This window comes from Cupriavidus sp. PET2-C1 (genome assembly GCF_054515855.1).
In genome coordinates, this window is sequence record NZ_CM137260.1 from 2,025,710 (window position 1) to 2,051,800 (window position 26,091).

Annotated in this window: 23 protein-coding genes; 17 read left to right on the forward strand and 6 right to left on the reverse strand. The window is 67.4% G+C overall.

All coding sequences use genetic code 11. From position 1 onward, the window contains the following. Positions 1-57 precede the first annotated feature (57 nt). A complete protein-coding gene (locus ACX12D_RS29135; RefSeq protein WP_459374529.1) occupies positions 58-564 on the forward strand; it encodes a (2Fe-2S)-binding protein in 507 nt (168 codons plus the stop codon). Further along, on the forward strand, positions 561-3,602 hold the full coding sequence (locus ACX12D_RS29140) for a c-type cytochrome (protein WP_459374530.1): 3,042 nt from the start codon (positions 561-563) through the stop codon (positions 3,600-3,602). Before ACX12D_RS29135 ends, ACX12D_RS29140 begins: the two co-directional genes overlap by 4 nt. Before the next feature lie 186 nt (positions 3,603-3,788). Here ACX12D_RS29140 and ACX12D_RS29145 read toward each other — a convergent pair whose 3' ends face one another. Continuing rightward, entirely contained in the window at positions 3,789-4,019 is a 231-nt protein-coding gene (locus ACX12D_RS29145) for a hypothetical protein (protein WP_459374531.1), read from the reverse strand. On the opposite strand from ACX12D_RS29145, the gene ACX12D_RS29150 reads away from it, so the two are divergent. From ACX12D_RS29150 to ACX12D_RS29170, 5 genes are all read left to right on the forward strand, one after another. Further along, complete coding sequence (locus ACX12D_RS29150) at positions 4,018-5,328, forward strand: MFS transporter (protein WP_441636243.1); 1,311 nt, start codon at positions 4,018-4,020, stop codon at positions 5,326-5,328. The genes ACX12D_RS29145 and ACX12D_RS29150 overlap by 2 nt on opposite strands. Positions 5,329-5,569: 241 nt before the next feature. After that, complete coding sequence (locus ACX12D_RS29155) at positions 5,570-6,700, forward strand: IS110 family RNA-guided transposase (RefSeq protein ID WP_459371562.1); 1,131 nt, start codon at positions 5,570-5,572, stop codon at positions 6,698-6,700. 628 nt (positions 6,701-7,328) lie between these two features. After that, positions 7,329-7,736 (forward strand): DUF6088 family protein, encoded by a 408-nt coding sequence (locus tag ACX12D_RS29160; protein WP_459374532.1) that lies wholly within the window; start codon positions 7,329-7,331, stop codon positions 7,734-7,736. Next, complete coding sequence (locus ACX12D_RS29165; protein WP_459374533.1) at positions 7,717-8,826, forward strand: nucleotidyl transferase AbiEii/AbiGii toxin family protein; 1,110 nt, start codon at positions 7,717-7,719, stop codon at positions 8,824-8,826. Before ACX12D_RS29160 ends, ACX12D_RS29165 begins: the two co-directional genes overlap by 20 nt. 63 nt (positions 8,827-8,889) lie before the next feature. Further along, positions 8,890-9,654, forward strand: a complete 765-nt coding sequence (locus ACX12D_RS29170; protein ID WP_459374534.1) for an IclR family transcriptional regulator — start codon at positions 8,890-8,892, stop codon at positions 9,652-9,654. A 13-nt stretch (positions 9,655-9,667) separates the two neighbouring features. Here the strand turns inward: ACX12D_RS29170 and ACX12D_RS29175 are convergent, their stop codons facing one another. Further along, a complete protein-coding gene (locus ACX12D_RS29175; protein ID WP_459374535.1) occupies positions 9,668-12,517 on the reverse strand; it encodes a hypothetical protein in 2,850 nt (949 codons plus the stop codon). 206 nt (positions 12,518-12,723) lie between these two features. Between ACX12D_RS29175 and ACX12D_RS29180 the strand changes: the two genes are divergently transcribed. From ACX12D_RS29180 to ACX12D_RS29210, 7 genes are all read left to right on the forward strand, one after another. Continuing rightward, the gene (locus ACX12D_RS29180; RefSeq protein ID WP_459374536.1) at positions 12,724-13,458 is read left to right on the forward strand and encodes an IclR family transcriptional regulator; all 735 of its coding nucleotides are present in this window, start codon (positions 12,724-12,726) and stop codon (positions 13,456-13,458) included. Positions 13,459-13,525: 67 nt separating this feature from the next. Then, the gene (locus ACX12D_RS29185; RefSeq protein WP_459374537.1) at positions 13,526-15,115 is read left to right on the forward strand and encodes an OPT/YSL family transporter; all 1,590 of its coding nucleotides are present in this window, start codon (positions 13,526-13,528) and stop codon (positions 15,113-15,115) included. Positions 15,116-15,160: 45 nt separating this feature from the next. Beyond that, the gene (locus ACX12D_RS29190; protein ID WP_459374538.1) at positions 15,161-16,345 is read left to right on the forward strand and encodes an aminotransferase class V-fold PLP-dependent enzyme; all 1,185 of its coding nucleotides are present in this window, start codon (positions 15,161-15,163) and stop codon (positions 16,343-16,345) included. Between the two features lie 34 nt (positions 16,346-16,379). Next, a complete protein-coding gene (gene pepE, locus ACX12D_RS29195; protein WP_459374539.1) occupies positions 16,380-17,135 on the forward strand; it encodes a dipeptidase PepE in 756 nt (251 codons plus the stop codon). 100 nt (positions 17,136-17,235) lie between these two features. Then, positions 17,236-18,384, forward strand: a complete 1,149-nt coding sequence (locus ACX12D_RS29200) for a porin (RefSeq protein ID WP_459374540.1) — start codon at positions 17,236-17,238, stop codon at positions 18,382-18,384. A gap of 458 nt (positions 18,385-18,842) precedes the next feature. Next, positions 18,843-19,802: a DUF1177 domain-containing protein gene (locus tag ACX12D_RS29205; protein WP_459374542.1), complete on the forward strand. Its 960-nt coding sequence runs from the start codon at positions 18,843-18,845 to the stop codon at positions 19,800-19,802. Between the two features lie 120 nt (positions 19,803-19,922). Continuing rightward, positions 19,923-20,621, forward strand: a complete 699-nt coding sequence (locus tag ACX12D_RS29210) for a hypothetical protein (RefSeq protein ID WP_459374543.1) — start codon at positions 19,923-19,925, stop codon at positions 20,619-20,621. Positions 20,622-20,633: 12 nt separating this feature from the next. Here the strand turns inward: ACX12D_RS29210 and ACX12D_RS29215 are convergent, their stop codons facing one another. From ACX12D_RS29215 to ACX12D_RS29225, 3 genes are all read right to left on the reverse strand, one after another. Further along, a complete protein-coding gene (locus ACX12D_RS29215) occupies positions 20,634-21,623 on the reverse strand; it encodes a VTT domain-containing protein (protein WP_459374544.1) in 990 nt (329 codons plus the stop codon). Between the two features lie 234 nt (positions 21,624-21,857). Beyond that, positions 21,858-22,271, reverse strand: coding sequence for a copper resistance protein CopQ (locus tag ACX12D_RS29220; protein WP_459374545.1), 414 nt, complete (start codon positions 22,269-22,271; stop codon positions 21,858-21,860). A gap of 175 nt (positions 22,272-22,446) precedes the next feature. Further along, positions 22,447-23,166 (reverse strand): FMN-dependent NADH-azoreductase, encoded by a 720-nt coding sequence (locus ACX12D_RS29225; protein WP_459374546.1) that lies wholly within the window; start codon positions 23,164-23,166, stop codon positions 22,447-22,449. Positions 23,167-23,261: 95 nt separating this feature from the next. Between ACX12D_RS29225 and ACX12D_RS29230 the strand changes: the two genes are divergently transcribed. The 3 genes from ACX12D_RS29230 to ACX12D_RS29240 all read left to right on the forward strand — a co-directional run bounded on the left by ACX12D_RS29230 (position 23,262) and on the right by ACX12D_RS29240 (position 25,240). Then, positions 23,262-24,182, forward strand: a complete 921-nt coding sequence (locus ACX12D_RS29230; protein WP_459374547.1) for a LysR substrate-binding domain-containing protein — start codon at positions 23,262-23,264, stop codon at positions 24,180-24,182. 89 nt (positions 24,183-24,271) lie between these two features. Further along, positions 24,272-24,811: a cupin domain-containing protein gene (locus ACX12D_RS29235; RefSeq protein WP_459374548.1), complete on the forward strand. Its 540-nt coding sequence runs from the start codon at positions 24,272-24,274 to the stop codon at positions 24,809-24,811. A 78-nt stretch (positions 24,812-24,889) separates the two neighbouring features. Further along, positions 24,890-25,240 carry a DUF1304 domain-containing protein gene (locus ACX12D_RS29240; RefSeq protein ID WP_459374549.1) on the forward strand — a complete coding sequence of 117 codons (351 nt, stop codon included), beginning with the start codon at positions 24,890-24,892 and terminating at the stop codon, positions 25,238-25,240. Between the two features lie 78 nt (positions 25,241-25,318). Here the strand turns inward: ACX12D_RS29240 and ACX12D_RS29245 are convergent, their stop codons facing one another. Further along, entirely contained in the window at positions 25,319-25,840 is a 522-nt protein-coding gene (locus ACX12D_RS29245; RefSeq protein ID WP_416051208.1) for a hypothetical protein, read from the reverse strand. Positions 25,841-26,091 lie beyond the last annotated feature (251 nt).

Below are 26,091 nucleotides of genomic sequence, written 5' to 3' on the forward strand. Positions count from 1 at the left end.
TGCCCCTCGGGCCCCGGCCCCGAGCGAGTGATGTTCTAAAACGCCCCCAGCCCCCCGATGAACACGCCCCGCCCCCTGTGCCTCCGGGTCAACCGGACCACGTACCAGCTCGATGCCGAGGTCGATCCCGACACGCCGCTGCTCTACGTCCTGCGCAATGACCTCGTCTGCAACGGGCCAAAGTACGGCTGCGGCCTGGGCCAGTGCGGCGCATGCACGGTGCTGGTGGACGGGGTGGCGGCGCGCTCCTGCGTGATTCCCGTGAAAGCGGTGGCGCAACGCGCCATCACCACACTCGACGGGCTGGCCGCCGGCGGGCAGCCCGACCCGGTGCAGCAAGCCTTTATCGACGAGCAGGCTGCGCAGTGCGGCTATTGCCTGAACGGCATGATCATGACCGCCAAGGCACTCCTCGCGGAAAACCCCGATCCCGACGAAGCGCAGATCCGCGAGGCGCTGCGTTTCAACCTTTGCCGCTGCGGCACGCACGTGGAGATCCTGCGCGCGGTGCAACGCGCTGCCGTGCTGCTGCGCCAGGCCGCCGGCCAGGATGGCGCGGCATGAGCGGGCGCGACGACCTCGTCATGGCGCAGGCCGGCCCCGGCGCATGGCAGCCGCCGCCCGAGCGGGAGTGGCTGACAGGGCACGTCATCCGCCCGCCCGTGCTGGCATGGCAAACAGGCACGCTGCGCAGCGCCCGCCTGATCGACTGCGATGAGACGGCCGCGCGCGCCCTGCCTGGCGTTGCCACGGTATTGCGCCGTGGCGACTTTCTCGGCATTGCAGCCGATGCCGCGCCACAGGCGCTGCAAGCCGCCAACGCGCTGCGCGCCCGCTGGCAGGCACCGCCGCAAGCGGCAGCGTCGCGCATGCCGCTTACCCGTTCACTTGCCCGCTCACTTACCCGCCGTATCGTTGCGCAACACGGCGACGCCGAGCAGGCCATGGCGGATGCCGCTGGCCGCAGCGCGCAGGACTATCAATGGCCACTCGCCGGCCTGCAAGCCGCCGGCTGCACCGCGATTGCGGACTGGCGCGACAGCGCGCTGCGCGTGTGGCTGCCCAGCCGCCGCCCCGGCGCGTTGCGGGCCGAACTCGCCGCCCTGCTCGGCATCGGCGAAGACCGCATTACCTTGATCTGCTGGCAGGCTCCGGGCAACGACGAAGATCCCCTGTACGCCCACCACGCCGCCGCCGATGCCGCCCTGCTGGCGCATTCGGCCGGGCGCGCGGTGCGCGTGCGCGTGGAGGCCCATGAACTTGGCGCCATGCAGGCGGTGGTCAACACCCATATCGAAAGCGCCTGGACGCGCGATGGCGAAATCGCCGCCTATGCCGTCAACAGCGCCGTGGATGCGCGCGGCAGCGCGGCGGTCATGCACGCGCCGCCGTTGGCGCTGTGGCTAACACGCACGCCAGCGCCGGTCTGCGAGATCGAGGCATCCGCCCCGCACGACGCGGGCAACATGGGCGACGATGCCATCCTGCCACCCTACCGCTTTGACAGCCTGAGCGTCGCGCGGGCCGACCTGCCAGGACAGCCCCGCACGCCGAGCACGCCGGCGCAGGCAGCGCGCGCCCACGTGTTCGCGCATGAGTCGCACCTGGACGAGGTGGCCGCCGCGAGCGCGCAGGATCCCGTGGCCTTGCGCCTGCGCCATCTCGATGACGCGCGCGGCGCTGGCCTCGTGCGCCGGGTCGCGGCGCAGGCCAGCTGGCAGCCACGCGGCGAACGCCCGCAAGCGCAACAGAACGTACGGCGCGGACGCGGCTTCGCGTACGCCAGCACCATCGAAGCCGGGCTGGCCGATGGCGGCCAGCCCGTGCACAGCTGGTCGGCCTGGGTGGCGGAAGTCGAAGTGGATGCCACCACCGGCGAGGTCAGCGTCACCGGCGTCACGCTAGGACACGACAGCGATGCGGGCGAACAAGGCAAGGCCAATGCCGTGGCCTTGCAGCAGGAGGCCGCGCGCGCCGCGCAGCAACTCACCGTCGACGGCGGCCGCTTCGATAGCTGGCCCGCCGCCAACCTGCCCGCGGTACGCGATGCCAGCGTGTCGGCGCTCGCCTGCGCGCAGTTGCCGGAAGTGCGCATTGCCGGCGCGCTGAGCCCCGCCAGCGCCACGCTCGGCACGAGCGCGGCCGCCACCCTGCCCGCCGCGCCGGCCGTGGCCAACGCCATCTTCGACGCCACCGGCGTGCGCCTGCGCGAGCCGCCCTTCAGCGGCGAACGCATCCGGCTTGCGCTGGCCGCGCAGGCCAATCCCGATGGCACGCCCAAGCGCGGCGCCGCCCGCAAGCGCAACTGGCTGCTGGCCGGCGCCACCGCCGCGGCCGGCTTGTTCGCCACGGCAATGCCATGGCGTGCGCCCATTGCGCCCGTGGCCCCGCCCGAAGCCGGCTTCTACTCGGCCGCCACCATCGAGCGCGGCCGGCTGGTCGCGGCGGCCGGGGATTGCGCGGTCTGCCACACAGCGCCCAACGGCGCGCGCAATGCGGGCGGGCTGGCGCTGGACACGCCGTTCGGCACCATCTACAGCACCAACATCACGCCTGATGCCGAGACCGGCATCGGCAACTGGTCCTATGCGGCGTTCGAGCGCGCCATGCGCCAGGGCATTCATCGCGACGGCCGGCATCTTTACCCGGCATTCCCCTACACCGCCTTTGCCAAGACCAGCGATGGCGATTTGCAGGCGCTCTACGCTTACCTGATGGCCGCCGAGCCGGTGCGCGCCAAGGCGCCCGAGACCGCGCTGGCCTTCCCCTACAACCTGCGCCCGCTGATGGCCGGGTGGAACCTGCTGTTCCACAGCCCCAAGCCCTTCGAGGCCGATCCGGCCCGCTCGGCGCAGTGGAACCGCGGTGCTTACCTCGCCGAAGGCCTGGGCCACTGCAGCGCCTGCCATTCGCCGCGCAATGCGCTGGGCGCCGAACAAGGCGGCCGGCGCTATCTTGGCGGCGGCGAGGCCGAAGGCTGGGAAGCGCCCGCGCTGGGCAAGCTGTCGCACGCGCCGGTGCCGTGGACGGAGCAATCGCTGTTCTCCTACCTGCGCACGGGCTACGCCCCGCATCATGGCGCGGCGGCCGGGCCGATGGCACCGGTGATCGAAGAACTGGCGCTGCTGCCCGAGGATGATGTGCGTGCCATCGCGCACTATGTGGCATCGTTCGGCGACGCGCAGCCCGATGCGGCGGCGGCCAGCGCACAGGCGCAGCAGCTCGAGCAACGCAGCGCCGATGCCGCGCGCACGCTTGGCGGACCCGCCGCGCGCCTGTACCAGAATGCCTGCGCGGTCTGCCACCAGGGTGACCAGGGCATCAGGCAATTCGGCATCAAGCCGTCGCTCGCGCTCAATACCAACCTGCACGGCGACAAGCCGGACAACCTGATCCGCGTGCTGCTGGATGGCATTCCCACGCCGGGGACAAGTGATCTGGGCTATATGCCAGCCTTTGGCGAGAGCCTGGACGACCATCAGCTGACGCAACTGGTGCACTACCTGCGCAAGCGCTTCGCCCCCGACAAGCCCGCCTGGGACAACGTGGACGATACGCTCGCGCGGCTGCGCGCGGCTCCCGCTCACCAACCCACTCATTAAGCAGGCACTGAACAAAACCAGGCCGGCCTGAAGCCATCAGTCCGCCATTTTTCCCGGCAAGACACCTTGCCGCCGCCCCCTGCCGCGCGTACCCAATGCATACGCCGCGCGGCACGGGGAAAACCCCGAGGAGAAAACCACCACCACGCTCTTGCTAGCTGGTTTTATGTAGCTTACGCTGAACGATCATGTAGCGGGCACTACATGAGTGCCGGATGAAGGAAAGCGGTGCCGCCCCTGCACAAGGACGGCGCGCAACACCCCGGCCAGCCCGCCGGAAACCATAAAAAACAGCCCATCCATCACTGAACAGGCCTGGCCCGCTGCTTGCATAGCAAACAGCACAAGCCAGCCGAGCGCAGCGGTGGCAAAGACACACACACGGTAGACAACGGTAAACAGTAAAGGAGTGAACATGTCGTATCAGTATCAAGACGGCGCGGCGGGCGTACTACCCGCGGCGGCCGAGCCAGACATCTACCGCAAGGTGACCTGGCGCCTGATTCCGTTCTTCTGCGCCTGCTATCTCGCCGCCTATCTCGACCGCATCAACGTCGGGCTGGCCAAGCTGCAGATGCTGGACGACCTGCACTTCAGCGAGACGATCTACGGGCTGGGCGCGGGCCTGTTCTTCGTGGGCTACATCCTGTTCGAGGTACCCAGCAACCTGGTGCTGCAAAAGGTGGGCGCGCGCCTCTGGATCGCCCGCATCATGGTGACGTGGGGCTTGCTGTCGGGGGCGACCATGTTCGTCACCACGCCAACGCAGTTCTACGTGCTGCGCTTCCTGCTGGGCGCGGCCGAGGCCGGCTTCCTGCCCGGCGTGCTGCTGTACCTGACCTACTGGTTCCCCACCCACAAGCGCAGCAAGATCATCGCGTTGTTCATGATGGGCCTGCCGCTTGCCAGCATGATCGGCAGCCCGCTGTCCGGCTGGATCATGACCGCTTTCGCCGGCATGCACGGCTGGGCCGGCTGGCAGTGGCTGTTCTTCCTGGAGGCCATCCCCTCGGTGCTGCTGGGCGTGATGGTGTTCATCTACCTGCCCAACGGCATCAAGGACGCCAAGTGGCTGCAGGCGGACGAAAAGCGCACGTTGCAGCGCAACCTGGATACAGACGTGCTGGTGGAAAACAACCACTCGCTCATGGCCGCCTTCGCCGATCGCCGCGTGTGGATGCTGGGCCTGATCGACATGTGCCTGCTGATGGGCACGTACTCCATCGGCTTCTGGATGCCCACCATCATCCGCGACTCCGGCGTGGCCAGCCCGCTGCACATCGGCCTGCTCACCGCCATCCCGCACGCCGCGGCGGTGATCGGGATGCTGCTCAACGGCGCCCACTCCGACAAGACGCGCGAGCGCCGCTGGCACATTGTGCTGCCCACCCTGGCAGGCGCCGCCGGCCTGGTCGGCAGCACCTTCGTCACCGGCTCTACCTCCGCCACCTTGGTGATGCTGACAGTGGCCAACGTGGGCATCGTGGCGACCTTCCCGGTGTTCTGGTGCCTGCCATCCACCTTCCTGAGCGGCACCGCGGCCGCCGCCGGCATCGCGCTGGCGTGCTCCATCGCGAACCTGGGCGGCTTCGCGGCCACCTACCTGCTGGGCTGGCTGAAGGACACATTCCACAGCCCGAGCGCTGGCCTGATCCTGTTCGCAGGCTGCCTGGTGGCGAGCTGCTTCCTGGTGCTGGCGATGCCGGCCAAGGTGGTCAACCGGTAGCCTGGATGAGGCCCGCGCCGGAGCCGCCGCACGGGCCAATTCCGCGCGCCATGACGACGGCTGTTTCTCCCTCTCCCCTCAGGGGGAGAGGGCCGGGGAGAGGGGTGGCTTAGTCAATATGACTCCCCTGGGGGCAAGAGGGCTGGCCCGCCGCGAGGAATCAAACGCGGGTTAGCATGACTGCCAGAGCCGCATGGTGTGGACAGTGCCACACCCGGCGATTTCCAGCGCGGAGGCCAGCATGGAACACGATAGCACTTTGTACGTGGGTCTTGACGTCCATAAGGACTCGATCACGGTCGCCTACGCACTCGGCGTGGGCGAGGTCGAACTGCTTGGCAAGATCGGTACCTCGAAGGCCGATATCGATCGCCTGTGCAAGCGCCTGCAGTCTAAAGCGAGCCGGATCCACATCGTCTACGAGGCAGGCCCTTGCGGCTATGGCCTTTACCGGCAGCTTGCAGGGAAGGGATTCGAGTGCATGGTGTGCGCGCCGTCGCTGATCCCGAAGAAACCCGGCGAGCGCGTCAAGACCGATCGGCGCGATGCGGTCAAGCTCGTGCGATCGCTGCGCGCCGGTGACCTCTCCGCCGTGTACGTGCCCAGCGTGGAGGACGAAGCATTCCGGGATCTGTCACGCGCGTGGGTCAGCGCCAAGGACGATCTGAAGCGCGCCCGCCAACGGCTGAAGGCCTTTCTGCTTTCACATGGGGTGCGCTACAGCGGCAGAGCCGACTGGGGACCGGCGCACCAGCGCTGGATCAGTACCTTTGCGTTCGACACCGTGTGGCAGCAACTTGCCTTTGACGAATATCGACGTGCCATCGAGGATCGGCTCGCGCAATGCAGCCGTCTCGAAGCGGCCTTGCGCGAGGCAGTGGTCAACTGGCGCTTCTATCCGGCCGTACTGGGCTTGCAGGCCATGCGTGGCGTGCAGTTCACCACGGCGGTGGGCATGCTCGCCGAATTGGGCGATCTCTCGCGCTTTGTCCATCCGCGCCAACTGATGGCCTGGCTCGGCGTGACGCCCGCAGAACACTCATCGGGGGGGAAACGGCGCCAAGGCAGCATCACCAAGAACGGCAATAGCTATGCAAGAAAGCTGCTAATCGAAGCCGCCTGGAGTTACCGGCACCCGGCACGTGTGAGCCCCGAGATTCAGCGCCGGCACGAAGGCATCCCGAAGGCCATCGTTGACCGGTCCTGGGACGCCCAGGTTCGACTGTGCCGGCGCTATCGGAGACTTGCCGCGCGCGGCAAGAACCCGAACATTGCGGTGGTTGCGGTGGCCCGCGAACTGAGCGGGTTCATCTGGGACATCAGCCGGCTCGCCATGTCGCTTGCCATACCGAACGCGGCGCAGACAACGTAACCCAGCGCCAAGGTATCAACCTATCTGCCACCTACTGTGGAGCCAGTTTCCTGAAGGGCGACGTAGCCCGGCACACGAGCAACCCGCGACCTAGCTAGGCAACGGATTTCATCCGACTTGCGGCCTTAGATGGCGGCAGGCTCATTGGGCGGACCTCTGTAATGCGGTAACCAACCCGCGGATATCAGCGTGATCCACCGTCGAGACTTACTGCTACGTCGCCCTCCAGGAAATTGGGGAACACCATGCAACTGTGAAACTGAATCAAACCAATCTCAATTGACACGGGGAGTCATATCAGCTAGGAGCCACTTGAAGCGAAGCCCGTGGTGTTTGGTGTTATCCAGCATGCTGGCGTGACGAGCGCCCGCCCTCTCTCCCAACCTCTCTCCCGCGCGCGGGAGAGAGGAGCACGACAACGCAGATCCGGCATTGTCAGCAATCCGAGCTCCCGAGGAATCGGGAGCTTTTTTTATGTATTTTTACGCACTTTTTCACTGAATGTGCTCGCAAAAACTGATCGTAAATGAGCAGATTCTGAAAACGTATTTCCCAATACCAGAGCCAGTTTCAAGCACTTCATGTGATAGAGTCACTACCAACATAAATCCGACCCGGCAGGCGAGCCATGAAACTGGAAGACCGAATCATTCGCTCGCTGACGCAGCGTGCTGCGACCGTCATCCTGCGCTCGGAGCTTGCCAAGCTGGGAAGCTCCGCACAGGTTGGCCGCGTGCTAGCCCGTCTTGTGGATGAGGGCAAGCTGGTCCGCGTTAGCAAGGGGGCGTTTGCCAAGACGCGCGCGAACAAGTTCACCGGAAAACCGACGCCCGCCGGCACGCTCGAGGACATTGCTGCCGAGCTGTTCCAGAAGCTCGGCATCGCGATCTCCCCAAGCCAGCTCGCGGAGGACTACAACAGCGGCAGGAGCACCCAGATCCCGATGGGAAGCGTTGTCAACACGGGGCGCCGGCGCATCAGCCGGCAAATCACGGTAGGCGATCGGACCATCCAATATGAAAGCCATCACCGCTGAGCTCAAGTCCGACATTGAAGACGCTGCCACGGCAGGCCTGCTGAACAACTTACCGCCCGCCGTAGCGGAAAAAGACATCCACATCACCGATGCGCTGATTGCACTCTCCAAAATCCGGATCGTGCACATCGCACATCGGCAAGAGCGCCGGAAGGCAGAGACGCGCCCGGCTCGGGTAGCAGTGAAGAGCCAGCTTGTCTTTGCCGGCGGCACCTGCCTGTCGAAAGCCCACGGCCTCATCGAACGGATGTCGGAAGACATCGACATCAAGGTTCTGCTAGAAGACGCTCCAGATGGCTATGCGCTGCCGAAAGGTCATTCGACGCGCAAGCGTCTGGGCGACATCCAGACCGAACTGGAGGAGCGCCTGACCCGGGTTGGCTTCGTCTTTACGAAAATCGAAGACAAGAACAACCCGCTCTCCAACGACAACCGTCGCTACTACAGGCTTGCGGTTGAGTATGGTCCGCAATTCAAGGATGTCTCCGGCGTCTTGCGTCCAGAGTTGAAAGTCGAACTCATCCATCGTCCGCCCAAGCTCCCGGTCGAAGCGCTCGAGATGGGCTACCTGCTGGATCGTTTCATTCCCCGCGACACGCCGGTTCGTTTCCAGATGCTTGCGATCTCGATCGCGGAGACCCTCGCGGAGAAGGTGCTTTCGCTCTTGCGACGCTGCGCCTGGAAGTGGGATGGGCACCAGCGTGGCGACTCCGACCCGGCGCTGGTTCGCCACGTCTATGACGTCTGGCGTATCCACGCGGCACGGCCAGACGCAATCGAGCCGGCTCGTGCTGTCTTTGCCGCGCTCGTGGCAAAAGACGTTGAAGAGTTCAAGGGCCAACATCACGGGTTCGATACCAAGCCCTACGCCGTCCTGAGCAACGCGCTGGATCGCGCCCGTAGCGACGAAGGCCTGCGCCGAGATTTCTCGCAGCGCCTGCTCCCTCTTCTGTTCGCAAAAGAGAAGCCAGTTTTCGAGACCTGCCTTGCGTCTTTCGCCGCAATCGCAGAGCACTTCCTGACAACGGCAAGTACGACGAGGTCCGGCTGGCGCCCCCCGCCACCGTGCCTTCTCGACAACAAAGATTGAGCCGCGCGCCGCTTATCCGTACCATGCTGCCCATGCAAAGCAGGATCAAGGCAGGATAACGGTATGACTCTCAAGACTCTCGACGGCGCGCTGGCCTTGCTGACCTACTTCACGGTGCGCCAGCCCACCTGGGGCGTGCGCGAGCTGGCCAAGCACAGCGGGGTGCATCACGCGGTAGTGCACCGCGTGCTGGCCACCTTTGCCGCCAACGGTTTCCTGGTGCAGGACGCGGCCAGCGGCAAGTATTCGCTGGGGCTGCGGCTGTTCGAGCTGGGCCAGGTGGTGCGCAAGACGTTCTCGCCCGCCGAGGTGGTGCAGCCCGTGCTGGAAAAGCTGGCCGCGCAAAGCGGCGAGACTGTCTTCCTGTCGTGGCTGGACGGCCATGAGGGGCTATGCGTTGGCATGGTCCAGAGCCAGCATCAGCTGCGTTTCTCGATTGAGCTTGGACAGCGCTTTGCGCTGCACGCGGGCGCGCACGCCAAGGCCATCCTGGCCTTCCAGGACGACGCCTTCCGGGCCCGTGTGCTGGAAAACGCCAGGCAGCGCGCCCAGGACCAGCCTGCGCTGGCCGCGCCCGATCCCGCCGCCATCGAGCCGCAGCTTGCCGAGATCCGCCAGCAGGGCTGGGCCCACACGCGCGGCGAGGCCGCCGCCAGCGTGGCGGGGCTGGCCCTGCCGCTGTGGTCGCGCGACCAGACCGAGGTGGTTGGCTCGCTGGCCATTGCAGGCCCGCAGCAACGCCTGAATGAGGAGGCGGTCCCGCGCATGCTGGAAGCCCTGCGCGAAGCCAGCCGCCGGCTGGAAGAGGTGGTGGGTTTCGGGCGCTAGTGGCGTTAGGGTGCTAGCGCGCCCACAAGGCGCGCGCCACCGCATCGCCACCGGCGCCGCCGCCGAACACAAGCTGACCGATGGAGAACCCCAGCTCGCGGTAGCTCTCCCACTGCGCTTCATTGAAGAACTGCTCGATCGTGGGTTCCTGCGGAAACACCGGATGGCCGGCGCGGTACTGCTGCACATCAACCGGCGCCGAGGCAATCGGGCAGGGCTTGAGCAGCACGATGCGCGATACGGGACGGCGCGTGGCGGCGGGCTCAAGCGCACGGTACACGTTCAACAGCAGCGCGCACTTGTTGGCCGCCGCCGGGTTCTGGCGAGCCGCCGGCAGAAAATCCTCCGGCGTGCCGAACACGCTGCCCAGCACGGCATCGCCGGCGGCCGCGGCATCGACCACGATCTCCAGCCCCATGTCGATACGGGCCAGCCGGATCAGGTTGGCCAGGTCGCCGAACTGGTAGTCCGGGTCCGCTCCGCAATCGCACAGCACGACCAGCCCCACCCCGCGCTCGGGCCGCAGCAGCTCATACACGGCGGTGTTCTCGAAATGCCCGCCATCCGACAGGTATTGCCAGCCGCGCCGCGTGCCGTGAAAGCGCGCGCTCAGTTCGCAGGCCAGGTAGTACTGCGTGCGCAACAGTGTGATAAACCCGCCCAGCCAGGGCGACCCTGGCAGGTCCGCCTGCACGCGGTTGCGGTCTGCGCCGCCGGCGCGCGGCGCGCTGCCGGCATCCAGCGGGTACGACGGCCACCAGGTGCCCAGGCGCAGGTTGGCCAACCCTAGCAGCAGCGATGTGCCCAGCGTGGTGGAGCGGCCCAGCCCGGTCGAGACCACCGCGCCCGAGGTCGCGATCCAGTCGCCCAGCGTGCGCGATTGCGAGAGCTCGCTGCCGCCCGCCTTGTGCGTTTCCGGGAAATAGCGCTGCCCGTCCACGGTGAAGCACACGAAGGAATCGTCGGGCATGGTGCGCGAGGCCGTTGCCGGCAGCACGAAGGGGCCTGGCGCCACGCATAGCGGCTTGCCCTTGCGGTCGCGCTGCACCAGCTGCTCGGCGGGATCCACGGTGAGGTTGAGCGTGACATTGATCAGGTGCAGCGGCGCCAGCATGACGGGATCGTAATAGGTGTTCAGGCTGAGCGCGTCACCGTCCGCTGGCTCTGCCACGCTCAGCCTGGCGCGCTGGCTGCCGTGCTGCTGCGCGGGCGCCGCGCCGCTGCCGGGCATGAAGCGCTTGCCGTTGGAGGCGCCAAGGTAGGCGCGGGTCAGGCGGGCCGAGTAAAACGGCTGCAGCGTCGACAGGTTCAGGAAGCCGGCGAAACGCCCGGCGATCATGGTCAGCCCGAGCGCCAGCACGATCAGCGTGCACAGCACCGGCGTGGTGTAGGCGTTGCCGAAGGTGAACCAGTCGAGCGGCTCGCCGCCATTCCAGCGCACCCACAGCACCAGCCACGACCACAGCACGAAGACCAGCAGCGCCACCACGGCGGCAGCAATGCCCGCCAGCAGCGACACCGGCAGACGCGCGCGCCACGTGCGGCCCTTGCCAGTGCCATTGCCAATTCCATTGCCGGCATTACCGCCCTTGCCGTCGACCAGCGCGGCGACATAGCGGATCAGCCAGACCAGCCCACCCAGCGTCGCCGCCAGCCCGAGCGTGCGCCAGGGCTGATGGGAGGCCTGCGTGTAGAGATAGAAGGTGCGCGCCACGGTGTCCGCCACGCCCAGCGCCGCGAGCCACAGCGCAACGCCGATGGCCTGGCTCAGCAGGCGCGTGGCCCGCACCCGGTAGTCCTGCACGGTAGCCGGCGGCATCCGGCACAACACAAAGCAGCAAGCCACGCCTGACAGTGTCAGCACCGCCATCGCCAGCAACAGGCACGACAGCACCAGCCCCGGACCGAGGTGGTGCAGGACCGCGGCCATGACCAGCATCGCCACGCCGGCCAGCGCGGCCAGGCGCGTGGCGAGGCTGTCAAAGCGCAAGGCCGCCTTGCCATCGCCGCCGCGCGGATAGACCAGCCAGTACGCCACGCCTGGCGGCACGGCAAACAGCAGCAGCGCCGCCAGCGGCAGCCACAGCAACTCGCTCCACCAGATCGCAAGGCCGCCCTCATTGAACACCTGGCGGGCGTCGTGCAGCAGGTCCAGCTCGTGGCGGCCCAGGTCGAGCCAGGTGCCGATGGCGAGATGGCGCAGCAACGCCAGCACCGCCAGCAGCAACAGCAGCGCGCTGCCGATCACGTACTGCATGGCGAACCAGTTGCGCACCACCAGCGAGGCCGCGTAGAGCGAATCGCCGGCGCCGGTCGGCGTCAGGTAACGGCCGTTCTCGCGCAGCCACGCCATCGCGGCGCGCCCCGGATCGGGGGCGTAGGACGCCGACGAGCGGATGCGCTCCGGCGGCTCATGCTGCAGCGTGCGGTAGGCGAGTGCCGCAGCCTCCGGCGGCGTGGTGCCCGGCTTCAACCGGCCCGGCACAAACAGGCTGCAGAAGAAAGCACCGATGTAGCCGCCGCCGCTGACGGTGGACAGGTAATCGAACTGGCCAAGCAAGGAGGTGGTGGCTGGCGCGGGGGCAGGGTTGATGGCATCCGGTCCGTCGCCTTCCTGGATGGCATCCGACGGCGCCTCCTTGGCAACTGCATGCAGCGCGGGACCGGCCACCGGTGGTGCAGGCGCCTTGGCCAGTGCCTGCATCACGCCCAGGCAAAACGTCGCGCTGCGGATCCCGCCGCCCGAGAGTGCCAGCGCCCAGTTGCTGTCGCCATCGCGCACGCGCCGGGCAATGCCGAGCTGCCGGCGCCGGCGCGCAATGCGGGCCAGTTCGTCATCCGAAGGCTGCTCGTGGACTGGCATGCGGGGCCCCTTCCTTTGCACATTCCCGCCCAAGTATAGGCGGCGTCAAGGTGTGGCGAAGCACGCATGCGTGCGCCGTTGCGCGGCGGCGTTCGGTGTTTACCCTGATTGTTCGATGCCACGGCCAGGCCTAGCATTTTACAAATACAGAGACACCGTCTCTTATATAGAGACACAAGCCACGAGCCACAAGACGCAAAGATCGGATGCTCAAGACCCTCAACGGCGCCCTCGGCCTGCTGACGCATTTCAGCGTGCGCCAGCCGAGCTGGGGCGTGCGCGAACTCGCCCAGCACGCCGGCATTCACCATGCGGTGGTGCATCGCGTGCTCGCGACCTTCGCCGCCAACGGCTTCCTGGTGCAGGACGCAGCCGGCTGCTATGGCCTGGGCCTGCGCTGGCTGGAACTGGGGCAGGCCACGCGCAAGGCCTTCTCACCCAGCGAAGTCGTGCAGCCCGCGCTGGAAGCGCTGGCCACGCAGAGCGGCGAGACCGTCTTTCTGTCCTGGCGCGAGGGCTTTGAGGGCCTGTGCACGGACATTGCGCAGAGCCCGCACCAGCTGCGCTTTTCCATCGAAGTGGGCCAGCGCTTCCCACTGTTTGCCGGCGCGCATGCCAAGGCCATCCTGGCCTTCCAGGACGAGGCCTTGCGCCTGCAGGTGTACCGCGCGCTCGGCTGGCGGGAAACGGCGGTGGACGCGCTGGAGGCGCAGCTCACCCGCATCCGCGCCGACGGCTGGGCGCATACCCGTGAAGAAGCCGCCGCCGCGGTGGCCGGGCTGGCGGTGCCGCTGTGGTCGCGCGACGCTCGCGCGGTGGTGGGCTCGCTGGGCATCGCCGGGCCGCTGCAAAGACTGGACATACAGGCCGTTCCCCGCCTGCTGGACGCGATGCGCCGGGCCAAGGGGCCAATCGAGGAGGTTGCCGGCTTCATCCGCTAAAAAAAACGTGCGGAGAACACTGGCAGGACAGATGATGAAAGGTAGAACCATGGAAGCCCCGGCAGCAATGAACCCACCCCTGGCGGCCAAGCCCGCCACGCGCGCGCGCATCACCGAACCCTTCCTGCTGCTGGTCTCGGTGGGGCTGTCGGTCTTCGGCGCGATGATCGGCATGCAGCTGATCGTGTCGCTCGGCATCTCGGCCAATACGTCGATCATCGGCGCGCTGATCGCCATCGTGTTCTCGCGCATCCCGCTGGAGATCACGCGGCGCTTTCGCGTGCTGGAGCGCCAGAACCTGGTGCAGACGGCGATTTCCTCGGCCACCTTCGGCGCGGCCAATTCCCTGATGATTCCGCTCGGCGTGCCCTACGCCATGGGCATGCCGGAGCTGGCCACGCCGATGCTGATCGGCGCGGTGATCGCCATGTTTGTCGACGGCGCCATGCTGTACTTCCTGTTCGGCAGCAAGATCTTCCCGGCGACCGGCACCTGGCCGGCCGGCATCGCCACCGCTGAAGCGATCTGGGCGGGCGACCGCGGCGGGCGCAAGGCGGCCTTTCTCGGCCTGGGCATCGCGGTGGGCGTGGGCGGGGCCTGGCTGGGCATCCCGATGTCGGCCTTTGGCGCTGCGTTCCTCGGCAACCTGGCCGCGCTGACCATGTTTGGCCTGGGGCTGCTGACGCGCGGCTATTCGGTGCCGCTCCTCGGCATCGACATTGCCAAGGCCTACATTCCGCACGGCCTGATGATCGGCGCCGGGCTGGTGGCGCTATTCCAGGTGGCACGCGAGATCCACAAGTCGCGCAACGCCCCGGCCGCCGACGCCCGCACCATCGAAGTCCCGGCCGCGCGCGCCAGCCGCATTCTCTCGGGCGGCTTCCTGGTCTACCTGGCCATCGCACTGCTGATCTCGGTGCTGGCCGGCCATGTCTCCGACATGTCGCCGGGCATGCTGGTGGCATTCGTGCTCTACGCCGCGTTTGCCGCCTATGTGCACGAGCTCATCGTGGGCATCGCGGCCATGCACTCGGGCTGGTTCCCGGCCTTCGCGGTGGCGCTGATCACCCTGACCATCGGCATCCTGATCGGTTTCCCGCCGACGGCGCTGGCAGTGCTGGTGGGCTTCTCCGCCGCCACCGGCCCGGCCTTTGCCGACATGGGCTACGACCTCAAGACCGGCTACCTGCTGCGTGGCGAAGGCCGCGACATGGAGGCGGAACTGGCCGGGCGCAAGCAACAGTTCTTCGCCGCGATGATCGGCTTTGCCGTGGCGGCCGTGGTGGTGCTGGTGTTCCACGGCACCTTCTTCTCGCAGGGCCTGCTGCCGCCGGTGGACCGCGTCTATGCCGCGTCGATCAAGGCCGGCTCGTCCGCCGAGATTGCGCGCAACCTGGTGATCTGGGCCATTCCGGGCGCGCTTTTGCAGTGGCTGGGCGGCTCCAAGCGCCAGCTTGGCATCCTGCTGTCCACCGGCATGCTGATCGCCTCGCCGCTGGCCGGCTGGGCGGTCATCGCAGGGCTGCTGATCCGCTTCGTGCTGCTGCGCCTGCGTGGCGAGCGCGATATTGCGGAGATGAGCGCCTTCGCCGGCGGCGTGATCGCGGGCGACGCGCTGTTCAGCTTCTTCGGCTCGGTCACCAAGCTGCGCAAGTAAGCCTTGCCGAAGCACCTTCTTTCCTGCATCACCCCGAGACGTTCCATGGATATCCAAGCAATCCGCGCCGACACCCCGCTGACGGCCTCCACCATCTATCTCGATACCGCGGCGGCCTCGCTGCCGCCAGACGACGTGCTCGACGCCGTGCGCGCGTATCTGCTGGATACCGGCCACGTTGGCATCTACCTGCCGGCCTTCCGCAAAGCCACCTATGCCCGCGTGGAAGCCGTGCGCGCACAACTCGCCGGCCTGCTGGGTGCGGCCGCCGACGAGATCGCCTTCACCAAGAATGCCACCGAGAGCATCTCCATCGTGGCGCGCGGCATCGCCTGGCAAGCGGGCGACGAAGTGCTGGTGGCCGACACGGAAATGCTCAGCAACCTGCTGCCGTGGAAGCGCCTGGAGCAAACCCACGGCATCGTGGTGAAGATGGTGGCAGCCGATGCACAAGGTCTGCTGAGCCCCGAGCGCTTCACCACCGCCGTCACCCCGCGCACGCGCCTGCTGACGTTCTCGCACCTGCCCAACTCCACCGGCGCGGTGCAGCCCGCCGCCGCCATTTGCGCGGTGGCGCGCGCGCATGGCGTGCTGTCGCTGGTCAATGCCGCGCAAAGCGTGGGCATGCTGCGCTCCGACGTGCAGGCGCTGGATTGCGATTTCCTGGCCGGTTGCGGGCGCAAGGCGCTGCGCGCCACCGAAGGATCGGGGTTTCTTTATGTGCGCCGCGCGTTGATCGAGACCATCGAGCCCGCGCTGGTGGGCTGGTGGAACGGCAGCTATGACCGCGCCACCGGCGCGCTGTCGCTGGTGCCGGGCGCACGCCGGTTTGAAGCCGGCTGCCCGATCGTGCCGGCCATCCTCGGCCTGGGCACCGCCATCGGCTATGCCGAGCACATCGGCATCGACGCCATCGAAGCGCGCGTGCGGGATCTCACCGCCTACGCCGTGGAGAAGCTCTCGGCCGTCGCTGGCTTCGAACTCTACGGCCCATCCAATGCCGCCGACCGCATCGGCATCGTGCCCTTCAATGTGTGCGGCGTGGACCCGGCGAGGATCGTAGCCGCGCTGGAGCAGCAGCAGTGCATCATCGAAGCCGGCAACTTCATGGCCGATGCCATCCTGGCGCGCTACGGCGTGTCCACCATGGCGCGCATTTCGTTGCATTACTTCAATACCCATGAGGAAATCGACCGCGTGGCCGAGCTGATCGCCGCCGCCGTGGCCTGAACCTGACATCACGACTGAACAACCGGAACCCGACATGAACCAACGCATCTTGCTGATGAGCAGCTCCCGCAAGGACAACCTCGGCTACCTCGAACACGCTGACGCGCAGATCCATGCCCTGCTCAAGCACGAGCCGCGCAAGGTCCTGTTCATCCCCTACGCCGGCGTGACCTTCAGCTTCGATACCTATGAAGGCATGGTCAAGCCGGTGTTCGAGCGCCTGGGCTACGCGCTGGCGTCCATCCACCACAGTGCCGACCCGCGCCGCGCGGCGGACGAGGCCGAAGCCATCGCGGTTGGCGGCGGCAACACGTTCGCGCTGCTCAAGCGCCTGTACGACGCCGATCTCGTCGACGCGATCCGCGCCAAGGTGCAGGCCGGCACGCCGTACGTGGGCTGGAGCGCCGGCAGCAACGTAGCCTGCCCGACCATCCGCACCACCAACGACATGCCCATCGTGCAGCCGCCCTCGCTGCGCGCGCTGCGCCTGGTGCCGTTCCAGATCAACCCGCACTTCATCAGCGGCAAGCCCGCCGGCCATAACGGCGAAAGCCGCGAGGAGCGCCTGGCGGAGTTCCTGCACATCAATGCGCCGGAGCAGGTCTTCGCGCTGCCGGAAGGCTCCGCGCTGCTCTCCGACGGCAGCAACGGCACCGTGCTGGGCGAACGCCACGCGCTGCACTTCACGGCCGAGGGACAGGTACAGACGCTGCGCGAGGGCGAGACCTTCCCCCTGTCGCGTATCACCGGGCCGGCCGGCATGGACGGCTGGCAAGACTTCCGGGCCTGATTTCCGGCGCCTCCCGGCGCTGAACCACCCACGCCACACCCCGACGCAGGGCGAAAGACCCCTGCGCGGGCCCCCTATTGCCCTTGGAGGAGGAAACACCATGACTAACAAGCACTGGCTTGGCGCACTCGCATTGAGCCTGCCCGCCGCCGCAATGGCGCAGAGCGGCGTCACGCTGTACGGCGTGATCGACACCGCGCTCACCTACCAGACCCATTCGGACCCCAACGGCAGCGCGCTGGCTGGCCTGCAACAGGGTGGCGAGGGCTTTCTGTCCGGCAGCCGCTTCGGCCTGAAGGGCAGCGAAGACCTGGGTGGCGATCTGTCGGCGGGCTTCGTGCTCGAAAACGGCCTGCTGGCGGACACCGGCAAGCTCGACCAGCAGGGCCAGCTGTTCGGGCGCCAGGCCTATGTGAGGATCGGCAGCAAGCGCTACGGCGAGGTGGCGCTGGGCCGGCAATACACCACGGCCAACACCATGCTGTACTACGTGGACCCGCTCGGCGTGGGCGCCGCGCCGTCCAATGCGTGGATGGTCTTCCTGACCGGCCAGCGCTATGACAATGCGATCAGCTACACCGGCAACTACGGCCCGGTGGCGCTAATTGCCGAGTACGCGCTGGGCGAGACCGCCGGCAAAGGCGCCGCGATGTCGTCGGTCTCGCTGGGCGTGAAGTACGCCTCGGGCCCGCTCGTGGCCGTGGGCGACTTCCAGCAGACCCGCGACAGCATGAGCCGCGCCGCGCGCATCTACCTGGCCGGGCTGAAGGCCTCGGTGGGCCGCGCGAGCCTGTTCGCCAACTATATCTACAGCGACCGCGACGCTGGCTTCGACTCGTCCAAGGGCGGCACCGATACCGCCACCATCACCAGCATGTCGACCGCCGCCACGGCCACTAACCGCGCCGCGTTCAACTCGGTGTTCGGCAGCAGCCGGCGCGACGACTTCTTCACCGTGGGTGCCAACTACACGGTCACCCCCGCCGTCACGCTGACCGCAAGCGTGATGCACGACCGCACCCGCGCCGACGCCTTCAGCGGCAACCGCACCACGGCCTACGGCGTGGCGGACTACGCCTTTAGCAAGCGCACCGACATCTACCTGGCGCTGGCGTACGACTGGGTACATGGCGACTGGTCCGGCCTGTTCGGCAACGCAACGACCAACTGGACCGGCGACAGCGGGAAGAAGCTGGACGGCCGCAACAACCAGACGACGGTGATGCTGGGCATGCGCCATTTGTTTTGAAGATACGGCAGGCCAATGCGGATTGGCATGACAGGGGCATATCTGTCGCCCGCCCTCTCCCCCATCCCCTCTGCCGCAAGCGGGAGAGGGGAGCCAACCAGCGGCAAGATCAACCAACTGTGGTAGCCGTGTTTCCCGCCCGAAGGGGCGGGAAACACCCCAGCGCAATGCGAAGCGAGCCGTCAAGGTTCACCAAGGCCGTATGGGGCGCCTCGGGCTTCGGCGAAAAGAGCGGAAAAGAGGGACCCATGTCTGAGTGTCGCCTTAAGGCGATGCGAGTTTGGGTCCCGGCCGCTCTTTTCGTCGAAGCCCGAGGGGGTAGTCGCCCCATCCGGCGCGCCTTCTTTGCCTACTTTCTTGGCAAGACAAGAAAGTAGGTCGCCGCCCCGCAGGGGTGGTGAAACTGCCTTTGACTCTAAGCCTTTGAAGTTGACCTCACCCCATCCAAGGAGACCCCCATGCCCCTGCAACAAACCCTGGTCATCCACGAAGCCCTGGACAGCCCCAACGCCAACGGCGCAGTTGTCCGCGAACTGTTCGACGCCTACACCGCCGCCGGCGTAACGGTAGACGTCGTCACCATCAATAACGCCCCGCCGGAACCCGCTGCAAACACCACCGACTTCATCACCATCGTCATCCCCGGCACCCAAGGCAAGCGCAGCGGCGGCAAAGCGCCCACGCTGGGCGTCATCGGCCGCAACGGCGCCATCGGCGCGCGCCCGGAGCTGGTAGGCCTGGTGTCCGATGCGGACGGCCCGATCGGCAGCCTGGCCGTGGCGCTCAAGCTGGCGCAGATGAAGCACAAGGGCGACCACCTGGCCGGCGACGTCATCGTGACCACGCACTTGTCCACCAACGTGTCGATGCAGCCGCACGATCCGGTGCCGTTCATGGGCATGCCGGTGTCGTCGGACACCATGAACGCGTACCAGGTGCTGCCCGAGATGGATGCGATCCTGTCGCTCGATGCCTCCAAGGGCAACAGCATCATCAAGCACCGCGGCTTTGCGATCTCGCCCACCGCCATGCAGGGCTATATCCTGCGCGTGAGCCCGGACCTGGTGGCGGCGATGGAATCCACCACCGGTTGCCCGGCAGTGACCTTCCCGATCTCGCAGCAGGACATCACGCCCTATCACAACGGCCTGTACCACTTCAACAGCATCATGCAGCCGCATGTGGCCACCCCCGCCCCGGTGGTAGGCGTGGCGCTGACGGCGCAGTCGGTGGTCTCGGGCAGCGCCACCAGCGCCAACCACGAGATCGACATTGCCGAAGCGGTGCGCTTCTGCGTGGAAGTGGCCAAGCGCTTCGGCGCCGGCAAGTGCCAGTTCTTCAACGTGGTGGAATGGGGCAAGATCCGCGCGATCTATCCCGACATGACAGGTTTCCAGCGCGCCGGCGCGGCGCACTGAAACCAGGCGCGGCGGGGCCCGGACGTGCGGCAAGCCACACGCGGGCATTCTCAGCGGGCGCGCTTCAGTGTATGGTTGCGCTCCTGACGTAGTCGCCGCCTTAGCGGCTATTCTTGCAACATGCTCCGCCTGAACGACACCGACAGCCCCGCGCTGTCCCGCTGCCTGTCCGCCCTCGCCGCCTGCGCCGCGCTAGCCGCGCTGCCTGGCTGCGAACGCAATGAACCGGCTCCGGCCACCTCCGCCGCATCCTCATCCGCCGCTGCCGCATCGGATGCGCAGGCAACGCGCGCCGACGATGCTGCCCAGCCGGACGACGGGCCCAGCTTTGCGCCCGCGCCGCTGGCCCGCCCGCTGGTCGCGCTGCGCGGGCTGACCAGCATGGCGGACGTGCAGGCGGCGTGGGGCAAGCCGCCGGACATCACGCCCAACCAGGATGAATGCGGCACGGCGCTCGACGAAGAGCACCTGATGCACTACCACTACCCCGATGCGCTGATCGAAGTGGGCCGCAGCGGCGACGCCGTGATCCGCGCGCTGCACGGCATCCCGGCCGGGCTGACGCTCAAGCTGGAAAGCCAGGACATTACCGCCGCCTCCACGCTGGCGCAGCTCAACACGGCCATGCGCAAGAACCCGCGCTGGAAGATGGCGGAGGCGCCAGGCAAGGTACGCAGCCCGTCCGACCGCGACGAGGGCGACCCGCTCGAACAGCTCGCCTACACCACGCTCTACACGCTGGACGGCGACGGCGACCAATACCGCCTGTATTTCCTCGGCGACCGGCTGGTGGGCTACGCCTACTGGGTCGGCTGCTGACCCCGTGCGGCGCTAGCGCAGCGCACCGGGACCACCCGTGTGTGGCGCAAGCGCCGCTGCGGCATCGTCCTCGGCGGCAGCGGCCTGCGATGCCTCGCCATGCAGGCGCTTCCATTCGTCGAAGCCGCCGGCCAGCGCCCAGGTATTGGCGTAGCCGGCCGCCTTCAGGCGTTCCGCCAGCACCGCTGCCGACACCTCATGCGGGCAGGCGCAGTAAACCACGATGTCGATGCTGGTCGGATGCTCGGAGAGTAATTCCAGCGGCGCATTCAGGTCGATGATCATCGCGCCGGGGATCCGCTCCACCGCGTCGCTGCGCACGTCGAGCACCAGCGGGAAACGATCGCCTAGCCGGCGCGCTTCCAGCTCCCCCACCGACATGCGGGGCACACGCCGGGTGCGGCGCAACAGGCGCACGCGCCGCCAGAACTTCCACGCGACGAAAGCGGCGAAGGCGCCCAACACCACCATGACGGCCACCGGGCCATAAGTGCTGAAGGCGTTCAGGATGACTTCGACAAAATCGGTGAACACCACGCCAACCAGCAGCGCGCCGCCGGCCCACACCAGCGCCCCGATGGCGTCGTAGAACAGGAACACCGCGAATGGCGTGGAGGTCATGCCGGCCATGGCGGTGGACAATGCGCCCGCGCCTGGCAGCAGCTTGGCGAAGACCAGCGAGCGCGGGCCCACGCGCAGGTACAGCGACTGGGTCTGGCGGATGCAGCTGTCGGGCGAGATGGAAACGCGGCAGATGGTGCGCAGCATGGGCTGCCCGAGCCGCTTGCCGGCGAAGTACCAGGCCGTGTCGGCAATCAGGCAGGCCAGGATAACGGCCGCCAGCACGGCGCCCAGCGCGGGGCCGCTCTCGCGCATGCCGAGCGCGCCGGCAACGAACAGCATGGGAACGGCCGGCACCGGCAGCCCGGCCTGCTCGGCCAGCACATTGAGAAACACCAGCATCACGCCGTGGCTCTCCAGCAAGGACTGCAATTCACCCACACCGGTCTCCGCACTATGGCCGTTCTCGCCCCTTCAAGGTAATCGGCGCGAGCGAGGATGCTCGCGCCGACGGGCATAGGCAGTAGTGTGCCACCAAGGCGGTGCGGTGCAGTGCATTGACTTGCATGCGAACTTCAAAAACCCTGAACGAGGCGCCTGCGAGGCTGCAGGCCAGCGCTTCGGCTACCACCCTGGCTATCACCCCGGCTATCACTCAGGCTATCGCCCCGATAGTCAGGCATGCGCGCCGTCCTGATAGGTGTCGAACTTACGCGCCGGATCCGCGGAAGGGCCGCTGCGGTCCATGCCGGCCAGCTTCTGCGCGCCGTCCTGGAACGGATCGACCGTGCGCGCCGGGTCCGCTGAAACACCGCCGCGATCCATGCCAGCCAGCTTTTGCGCCCCGTCCGAGAACGGATCCGGCTTGCGCAGGCGGCTGGCGTCCGCGCCCATCGCCGGCGCGGACGCCGGGTCCAGGCGAGCGCCATCGCTATAGACATCGAAACGCGACGCATGGAAGACGTAGCCGTAGCGGTCCCCGGACACGGCACTGTCCTTGGGGCCAGCGGCTTGCGCCGGAACCGCCGTGGCGGCAATGCCGGCAAGTGCGGCCGAAGTCATCAACGACTTGAAGAAATGGCGGGTCATGGCAATCTCCTTCTGGGCGATCGGCGGATCGCGGCTGGCTTGCAGGGGGAGCAGCGCCTTGCGCTGGTCCGGCCACACGTGAATCGCGCGGTTAAACCAGATACGCGGCGAAGCGCGCTGTGGATGCACAAGGACACTGGATGCGTGCGAGCCGCGCGCAAAGACCACACTGGGCTCAGGGCTGCATGGCTGCGGCCTCGCAGGTCATTCGCCGCATCGCCGTGGCAACTGCGGCATCCACCTGCACCTCGGCCTGCGCAATCGAGGTAGCCAGCCGCTCGCCACCGAACTCGTCATACTCGATGGCGACCTCCAACGCGTCATCGATACCGATGTAGCCGAACGCCGCGCGCAGCGCCGGGGTGACATGGTCGAGCCGAGCCAGGCGGCCGCCGTAGCCGTAGTCGCCGCGCGCGGTCAGCAGCACCAGTTGCTTGCCGCGTCCCGCCAGCATCGGCCAGTAAGGCTCGCCCGCGCGTTCCCGATCAAAGCCGAAGGTCTTGCCCACGCGCACGATATTGTCGATATACGCCTTGAGCTGCGCAGGCACGCCAAAGTTGTACATCGGCACGCCGATCACCAGCACGTCGGCGTGCTCGATTTCCGCAACCAGGCGATCGCTTTCGGCCAGCACCGCATCCATCCAACGCTCGCGCCGCGCGCTCGGCGTGAAGGCGCTGCGGATCCAGTCAGCGTTGACGGGCGCGGGCGGTTGCTGGCCCACATCGCGGTAAGTCAGCGTGTCCGCGGGACGCGCCGCTTGCCAGAGGCTGACGAAGCGGTGCGAGAGACGGCGCGTGTGCGAGCCGTGGGCGTCGGTGCCGGAGCATCCCGGGCGGGCGCTGGCGTCGATATGCAGGAGGTGAGCCATGTTGTTCTCATTGCGGTTGGTCATGCCTGAGCCGTTCTCATGGGTCAGCACATGCGGTTGAGGATGATGGCAATGTAGACTCGCCAAAGTCTGCTCACAACCGATCCTTTCTCCGCCTCATGGCTGAAGATTTCTCATCTGAAACCACACCCCGCCGCCTGCCGCCGCTCGCCGCGCTGCGCGCGTTCGAAGCCACCGCGCGGCACCTGAGCGTCAAGCACGCCGCACAAGAGCTGTCGGTCACGCCGACGGCGGTGAGCCATCAGCTGCGGCTGCTGGAGCAGGTGCTTGGCGTGACACTGTTCGAGCGCCTGCCGCGCCGGCTGGTGCTGAGCGCGCATGGCGCCGCGCTGTACCCGGGCACGCGGGAGGGCTTTGATGCGCTGGAGCGGGCCGTGGCCAGGCTGCGCGCGCCGCCATCGCGCAAGACGCTCACGGTGTCGGCCACGCCGGCCTTCGCCGCACGCTGGCTGCTGCCGCGCGCACCGAGGCTGCGGGCCGTGGCACCGGAGTTCGACCTCCATGTGCATGCCTCGCTGGATGCCGTGGACCTGCATGCGGGCCACGCCGACGCCGCCATCCGCTACGGCAGTGGCAAATGGCGCGGGCTGGACGCCGAGCTGCTATGGCGTGAGCGCTTTGCCCCGGTCTGCAGCCCGCTGCTAGGCGTGAAGAGCGCCGCAGGGCTGCGCCGCCAGACCTTGCTGCACCACCAATGGCGCAGCCACGCCCGCCGCCCCGTAACCTGGGCCCTGTGGCAGCAGGAAGCCGGGCTGGACCGGCTGGATGCGGCCAGCGGCCCCGTTTTTTCCGACGAGACCCACGCCATCCTCGCGGCGCTTGGCGGCCAGGGCGTAGCCTTGCTGAGCTTGACACTGGTGGCGGAAGAATTGCGCAGCGGCGCGCTGGTGCAGCCCTGCGGCCCGGCCATCGAGGGCGACGGCTATTACCTGGTCTACCCGGCACACCGGCGCGACGACGCCGCGGTGCGCGCCGTGCGCGCGTGGATCGGCCCGCAGGCGGATCGCGCGATGCGCTGAGCCTGCGGCGTCGTTTTTGCGTGGTTGCTGGTTGCTTGCCCCCCCGGCAAGCGGGCATGATGGCGGCTACCGATCCCGGAGCGCCGCGCATGCCTGCCCAACCTGACTCGCAACACCAAGACAAGGACAAAGACCAGCTGATCCAGCGCTTCGGCCTGCAGCCGCATCCGGAAGGCGGCTACTACCGCGAGACCCATCGCGACGACGTGCGTGTGTCGCGTGAAGGGGCAGGCAATCCCGCCACGCATGCCGCCTCCACCGCGATCTACTACCTGCTGTGCGACAGCGCTTACTCCGCCTGGCACCGCATCCGCTCCGACGAGGTGTGGCACTTCTACGCGGGCTGCCCGCTCAACGTGCATGTGCTGGAGCAAGACGGCAGCCTCACCACGCACCGGCTGGGCAACGCGCTCGCCGATGACGACGCGGTGTTCCAGGCGGTGGTCGGGGCTGGCTGCTGGTTCGCCGCCGAGCGCAGCGATCCGGATGGCTTCTCGCTGGTGGGCTGCACCGTGGCGCCGGGCTTTGAGTTCAGCGAGTTCGAGCTGGCCGATGCCGACAGCCTGCTGGCATCGCACCCGCGCCACGGCGCACTGATCGCGCGGCTCGCCCCTGCGCCACAACACTGATGCGCTGATGCGCGGTTGTGCTAAAACACCAGACCGCCCAAACCCCTTCCCGTCATTACGCTTTCCGAGATCCCTGCCATGAAATGGTTGTCCCTTGCCGCTGTGGCGCTGGTAGCGCTGGAACATGTCTACATCATGGTGCTGGAGATGTTCCTGTGGGATAAGCCCAGGGGCATGCGGGCCTTCGGGCTGACGCACGAGTTCGCCGTCGCCACCAAGGCGCTGGCGGCCAACCAGGGACTGTACAACGGCTTTCTCGCGGCCGGCCTGCTGTGGGGCCTGGCCACCGCCGCGGTGCCGGTGCAGTTGTTCTTCCTGTGCTGCGTGCTGGTGGCCGGCATCTTCGGCGCCTGCACGGCCAGCCGCAAGATCCTGTGGGTACAGGGCTTGCCGGCGGCGATCGCCATCGCACTGGTGCTGCTGGCCTGAGGCGGCCGGCAGGCTTGGCGTCGTACTAGCTCCGCAGGGCGTCGGCCATGGCGCAGTCCGGGTACGCTTCCTGGCCGCTCAGCGCGGCTTGCGATACTCGTTCTCGATCCAGTCCGCGGCGCTGGCCTTGCTCAGCTTGAAGCCCGGCGACACGCGCACCTGGGCCAGTTCGTCGCCGAGCTCGTCGGTGGCGCGCAGCACCGCGAAGGGGTTGTCTTCGTCGGGCACGATGTCGAGCGTCACGCTGATGCGCGCCGTATCCGTGTCGACGATCACGCTCTTGTGCAGCATGGCGTGCAGTTGCTGCTCGTGCCGGCGCAGCACTTCGGAGGCGGTCTTGACCAGAGTCGAGAAGGCGTTGGTGTCCAGCGGCTTGGGGTTCTTCTTGTCGCGGCCCATGGTCCAGGGGCCAACCAGCGCGGGCTCGGGCTCGCCGTCCTTGATCATGGCAACGGCCCAGCCGTCGTCGTCCTCGTTCTTGATCACGCGGGCGGTCCAGCCGTCGGCACGCCACAGGCGCGGCTCCTGGATCTTTTCTGCGTTGTCCCCGGCGGCGTCCGGGTCGTCGGCTTCGGGGGAGAGTTCGGGCTGATGGGTCATGGCTGGCTTCAATTCGGGGCTGCGCGGTGGGCTGCGGGCGCTGGCCTGGCCGCCACGCCATGCTTGGCGGGGGCGGACCGGGACGGCGGCGGCATCAAGGGCGCGATTTTACCCGCCTCGCCGCGGCGGGGGGCGCCAGGCACCACGCGCGCCCGACTGCGCAGAGATGGCGAAACAGGAATCCCCTCGGAAGTTGTATGTAATGTCTGAGCACCACCTCCTATGCTGGACGTGTCGCCGGGACCCCCGTC

What these genes read in the sequence shown, in the direction of transcription:
- ACX12D_RS29135 (WP_459374529.1), top strand. Translation starts at nt 58, where the DNA reads ATGAACACGCCCCGCCCCCTGTGCCTCCGGGTCAACCGGACCACGTAC.
- ACX12D_RS29140 (WP_459374530.1), top strand. Translation starts at nt 561, where the DNA reads ATGAGCGGGCGCGACGACCTCGTCATGGCGCAGGCCGGCCCCGGCGCA.
- ACX12D_RS29150 (WP_441636243.1), top strand. Translation starts at nt 4,018, where the DNA reads ATGTCGTATCAGTATCAAGACGGCGCGGCGGGCGTACTACCCGCGGCG.
- ACX12D_RS29145 (WP_459374531.1), bottom strand. Translation starts at nt 4,019, where the DNA reads ATGTTCACTCCTTTACTGTTTACCGTTGTCTACCGTGTGTGTGTCTTT.
- ACX12D_RS29155 (WP_459371562.1), top strand. Translation starts at nt 5,570, where the DNA reads ATGGAACACGATAGCACTTTGTACGTGGGTCTTGACGTCCATAAGGAC.
- ACX12D_RS29160 (WP_459374532.1), top strand. Translation starts at nt 7,329, where the DNA reads ATGAAACTGGAAGACCGAATCATTCGCTCGCTGACGCAGCGTGCTGCG.
- ACX12D_RS29165 (WP_459374533.1), top strand. Translation starts at nt 7,717, where the DNA reads ATGAAAGCCATCACCGCTGAGCTCAAGTCCGACATTGAAGACGCTGCC.
- ACX12D_RS29170 (WP_459374534.1), top strand. Translation starts at nt 8,890, where the DNA reads ATGACTCTCAAGACTCTCGACGGCGCGCTGGCCTTGCTGACCTACTTC.
- ACX12D_RS29175 (WP_459374535.1), bottom strand. Translation starts at nt 12,517, where the DNA reads ATGCCAGTCCACGAGCAGCCTTCGGATGACGAACTGGCCCGCATTGCG.
- ACX12D_RS29180 (WP_459374536.1), top strand. Translation starts at nt 12,724, where the DNA reads ATGCTCAAGACCCTCAACGGCGCCCTCGGCCTGCTGACGCATTTCAGC.
- ACX12D_RS29185 (WP_459374537.1), top strand. Translation starts at nt 13,526, where the DNA reads ATGAACCCACCCCTGGCGGCCAAGCCCGCCACGCGCGCGCGCATCACC.
- ACX12D_RS29190 (WP_459374538.1), top strand. Translation starts at nt 15,161, where the DNA reads ATGGATATCCAAGCAATCCGCGCCGACACCCCGCTGACGGCCTCCACC.
- pepE (WP_459374539.1), top strand. Translation starts at nt 16,380, where the DNA reads ATGAACCAACGCATCTTGCTGATGAGCAGCTCCCGCAAGGACAACCTC.
- ACX12D_RS29200 (WP_459374540.1), top strand. Translation starts at nt 17,236, where the DNA reads ATGACTAACAAGCACTGGCTTGGCGCACTCGCATTGAGCCTGCCCGCC.
- ACX12D_RS29205 (WP_459374542.1), top strand. Translation starts at nt 18,843, where the DNA reads ATGCCCCTGCAACAAACCCTGGTCATCCACGAAGCCCTGGACAGCCCC.
- ACX12D_RS29210 (WP_459374543.1), top strand. Translation starts at nt 19,923, where the DNA reads ATGCTCCGCCTGAACGACACCGACAGCCCCGCGCTGTCCCGCTGCCTG.
- ACX12D_RS29220 (WP_459374545.1), bottom strand. Translation starts at nt 22,271, where the DNA reads ATGACCCGCCATTTCTTCAAGTCGTTGATGACTTCGGCCGCACTTGCC.
- ACX12D_RS29225 (WP_459374546.1), bottom strand. Translation starts at nt 23,166, where the DNA reads ATGACCAACCGCAATGAGAACAACATGGCTCACCTCCTGCATATCGAC.
- ACX12D_RS29230 (WP_459374547.1), top strand. Translation starts at nt 23,262, where the DNA reads ATGGCTGAAGATTTCTCATCTGAAACCACACCCCGCCGCCTGCCGCCG.
- ACX12D_RS29235 (WP_459374548.1), top strand. Translation starts at nt 24,272, where the DNA reads ATGCCTGCCCAACCTGACTCGCAACACCAAGACAAGGACAAAGACCAG.
- ACX12D_RS29240 (WP_459374549.1), top strand. Translation starts at nt 24,890, where the DNA reads ATGAAATGGTTGTCCCTTGCCGCTGTGGCGCTGGTAGCGCTGGAACAT.
- ACX12D_RS29245 (WP_416051208.1), bottom strand. Translation starts at nt 25,840, where the DNA reads ATGACCCATCAGCCCGAACTCTCCCCCGAAGCCGACGACCCGGACGCC.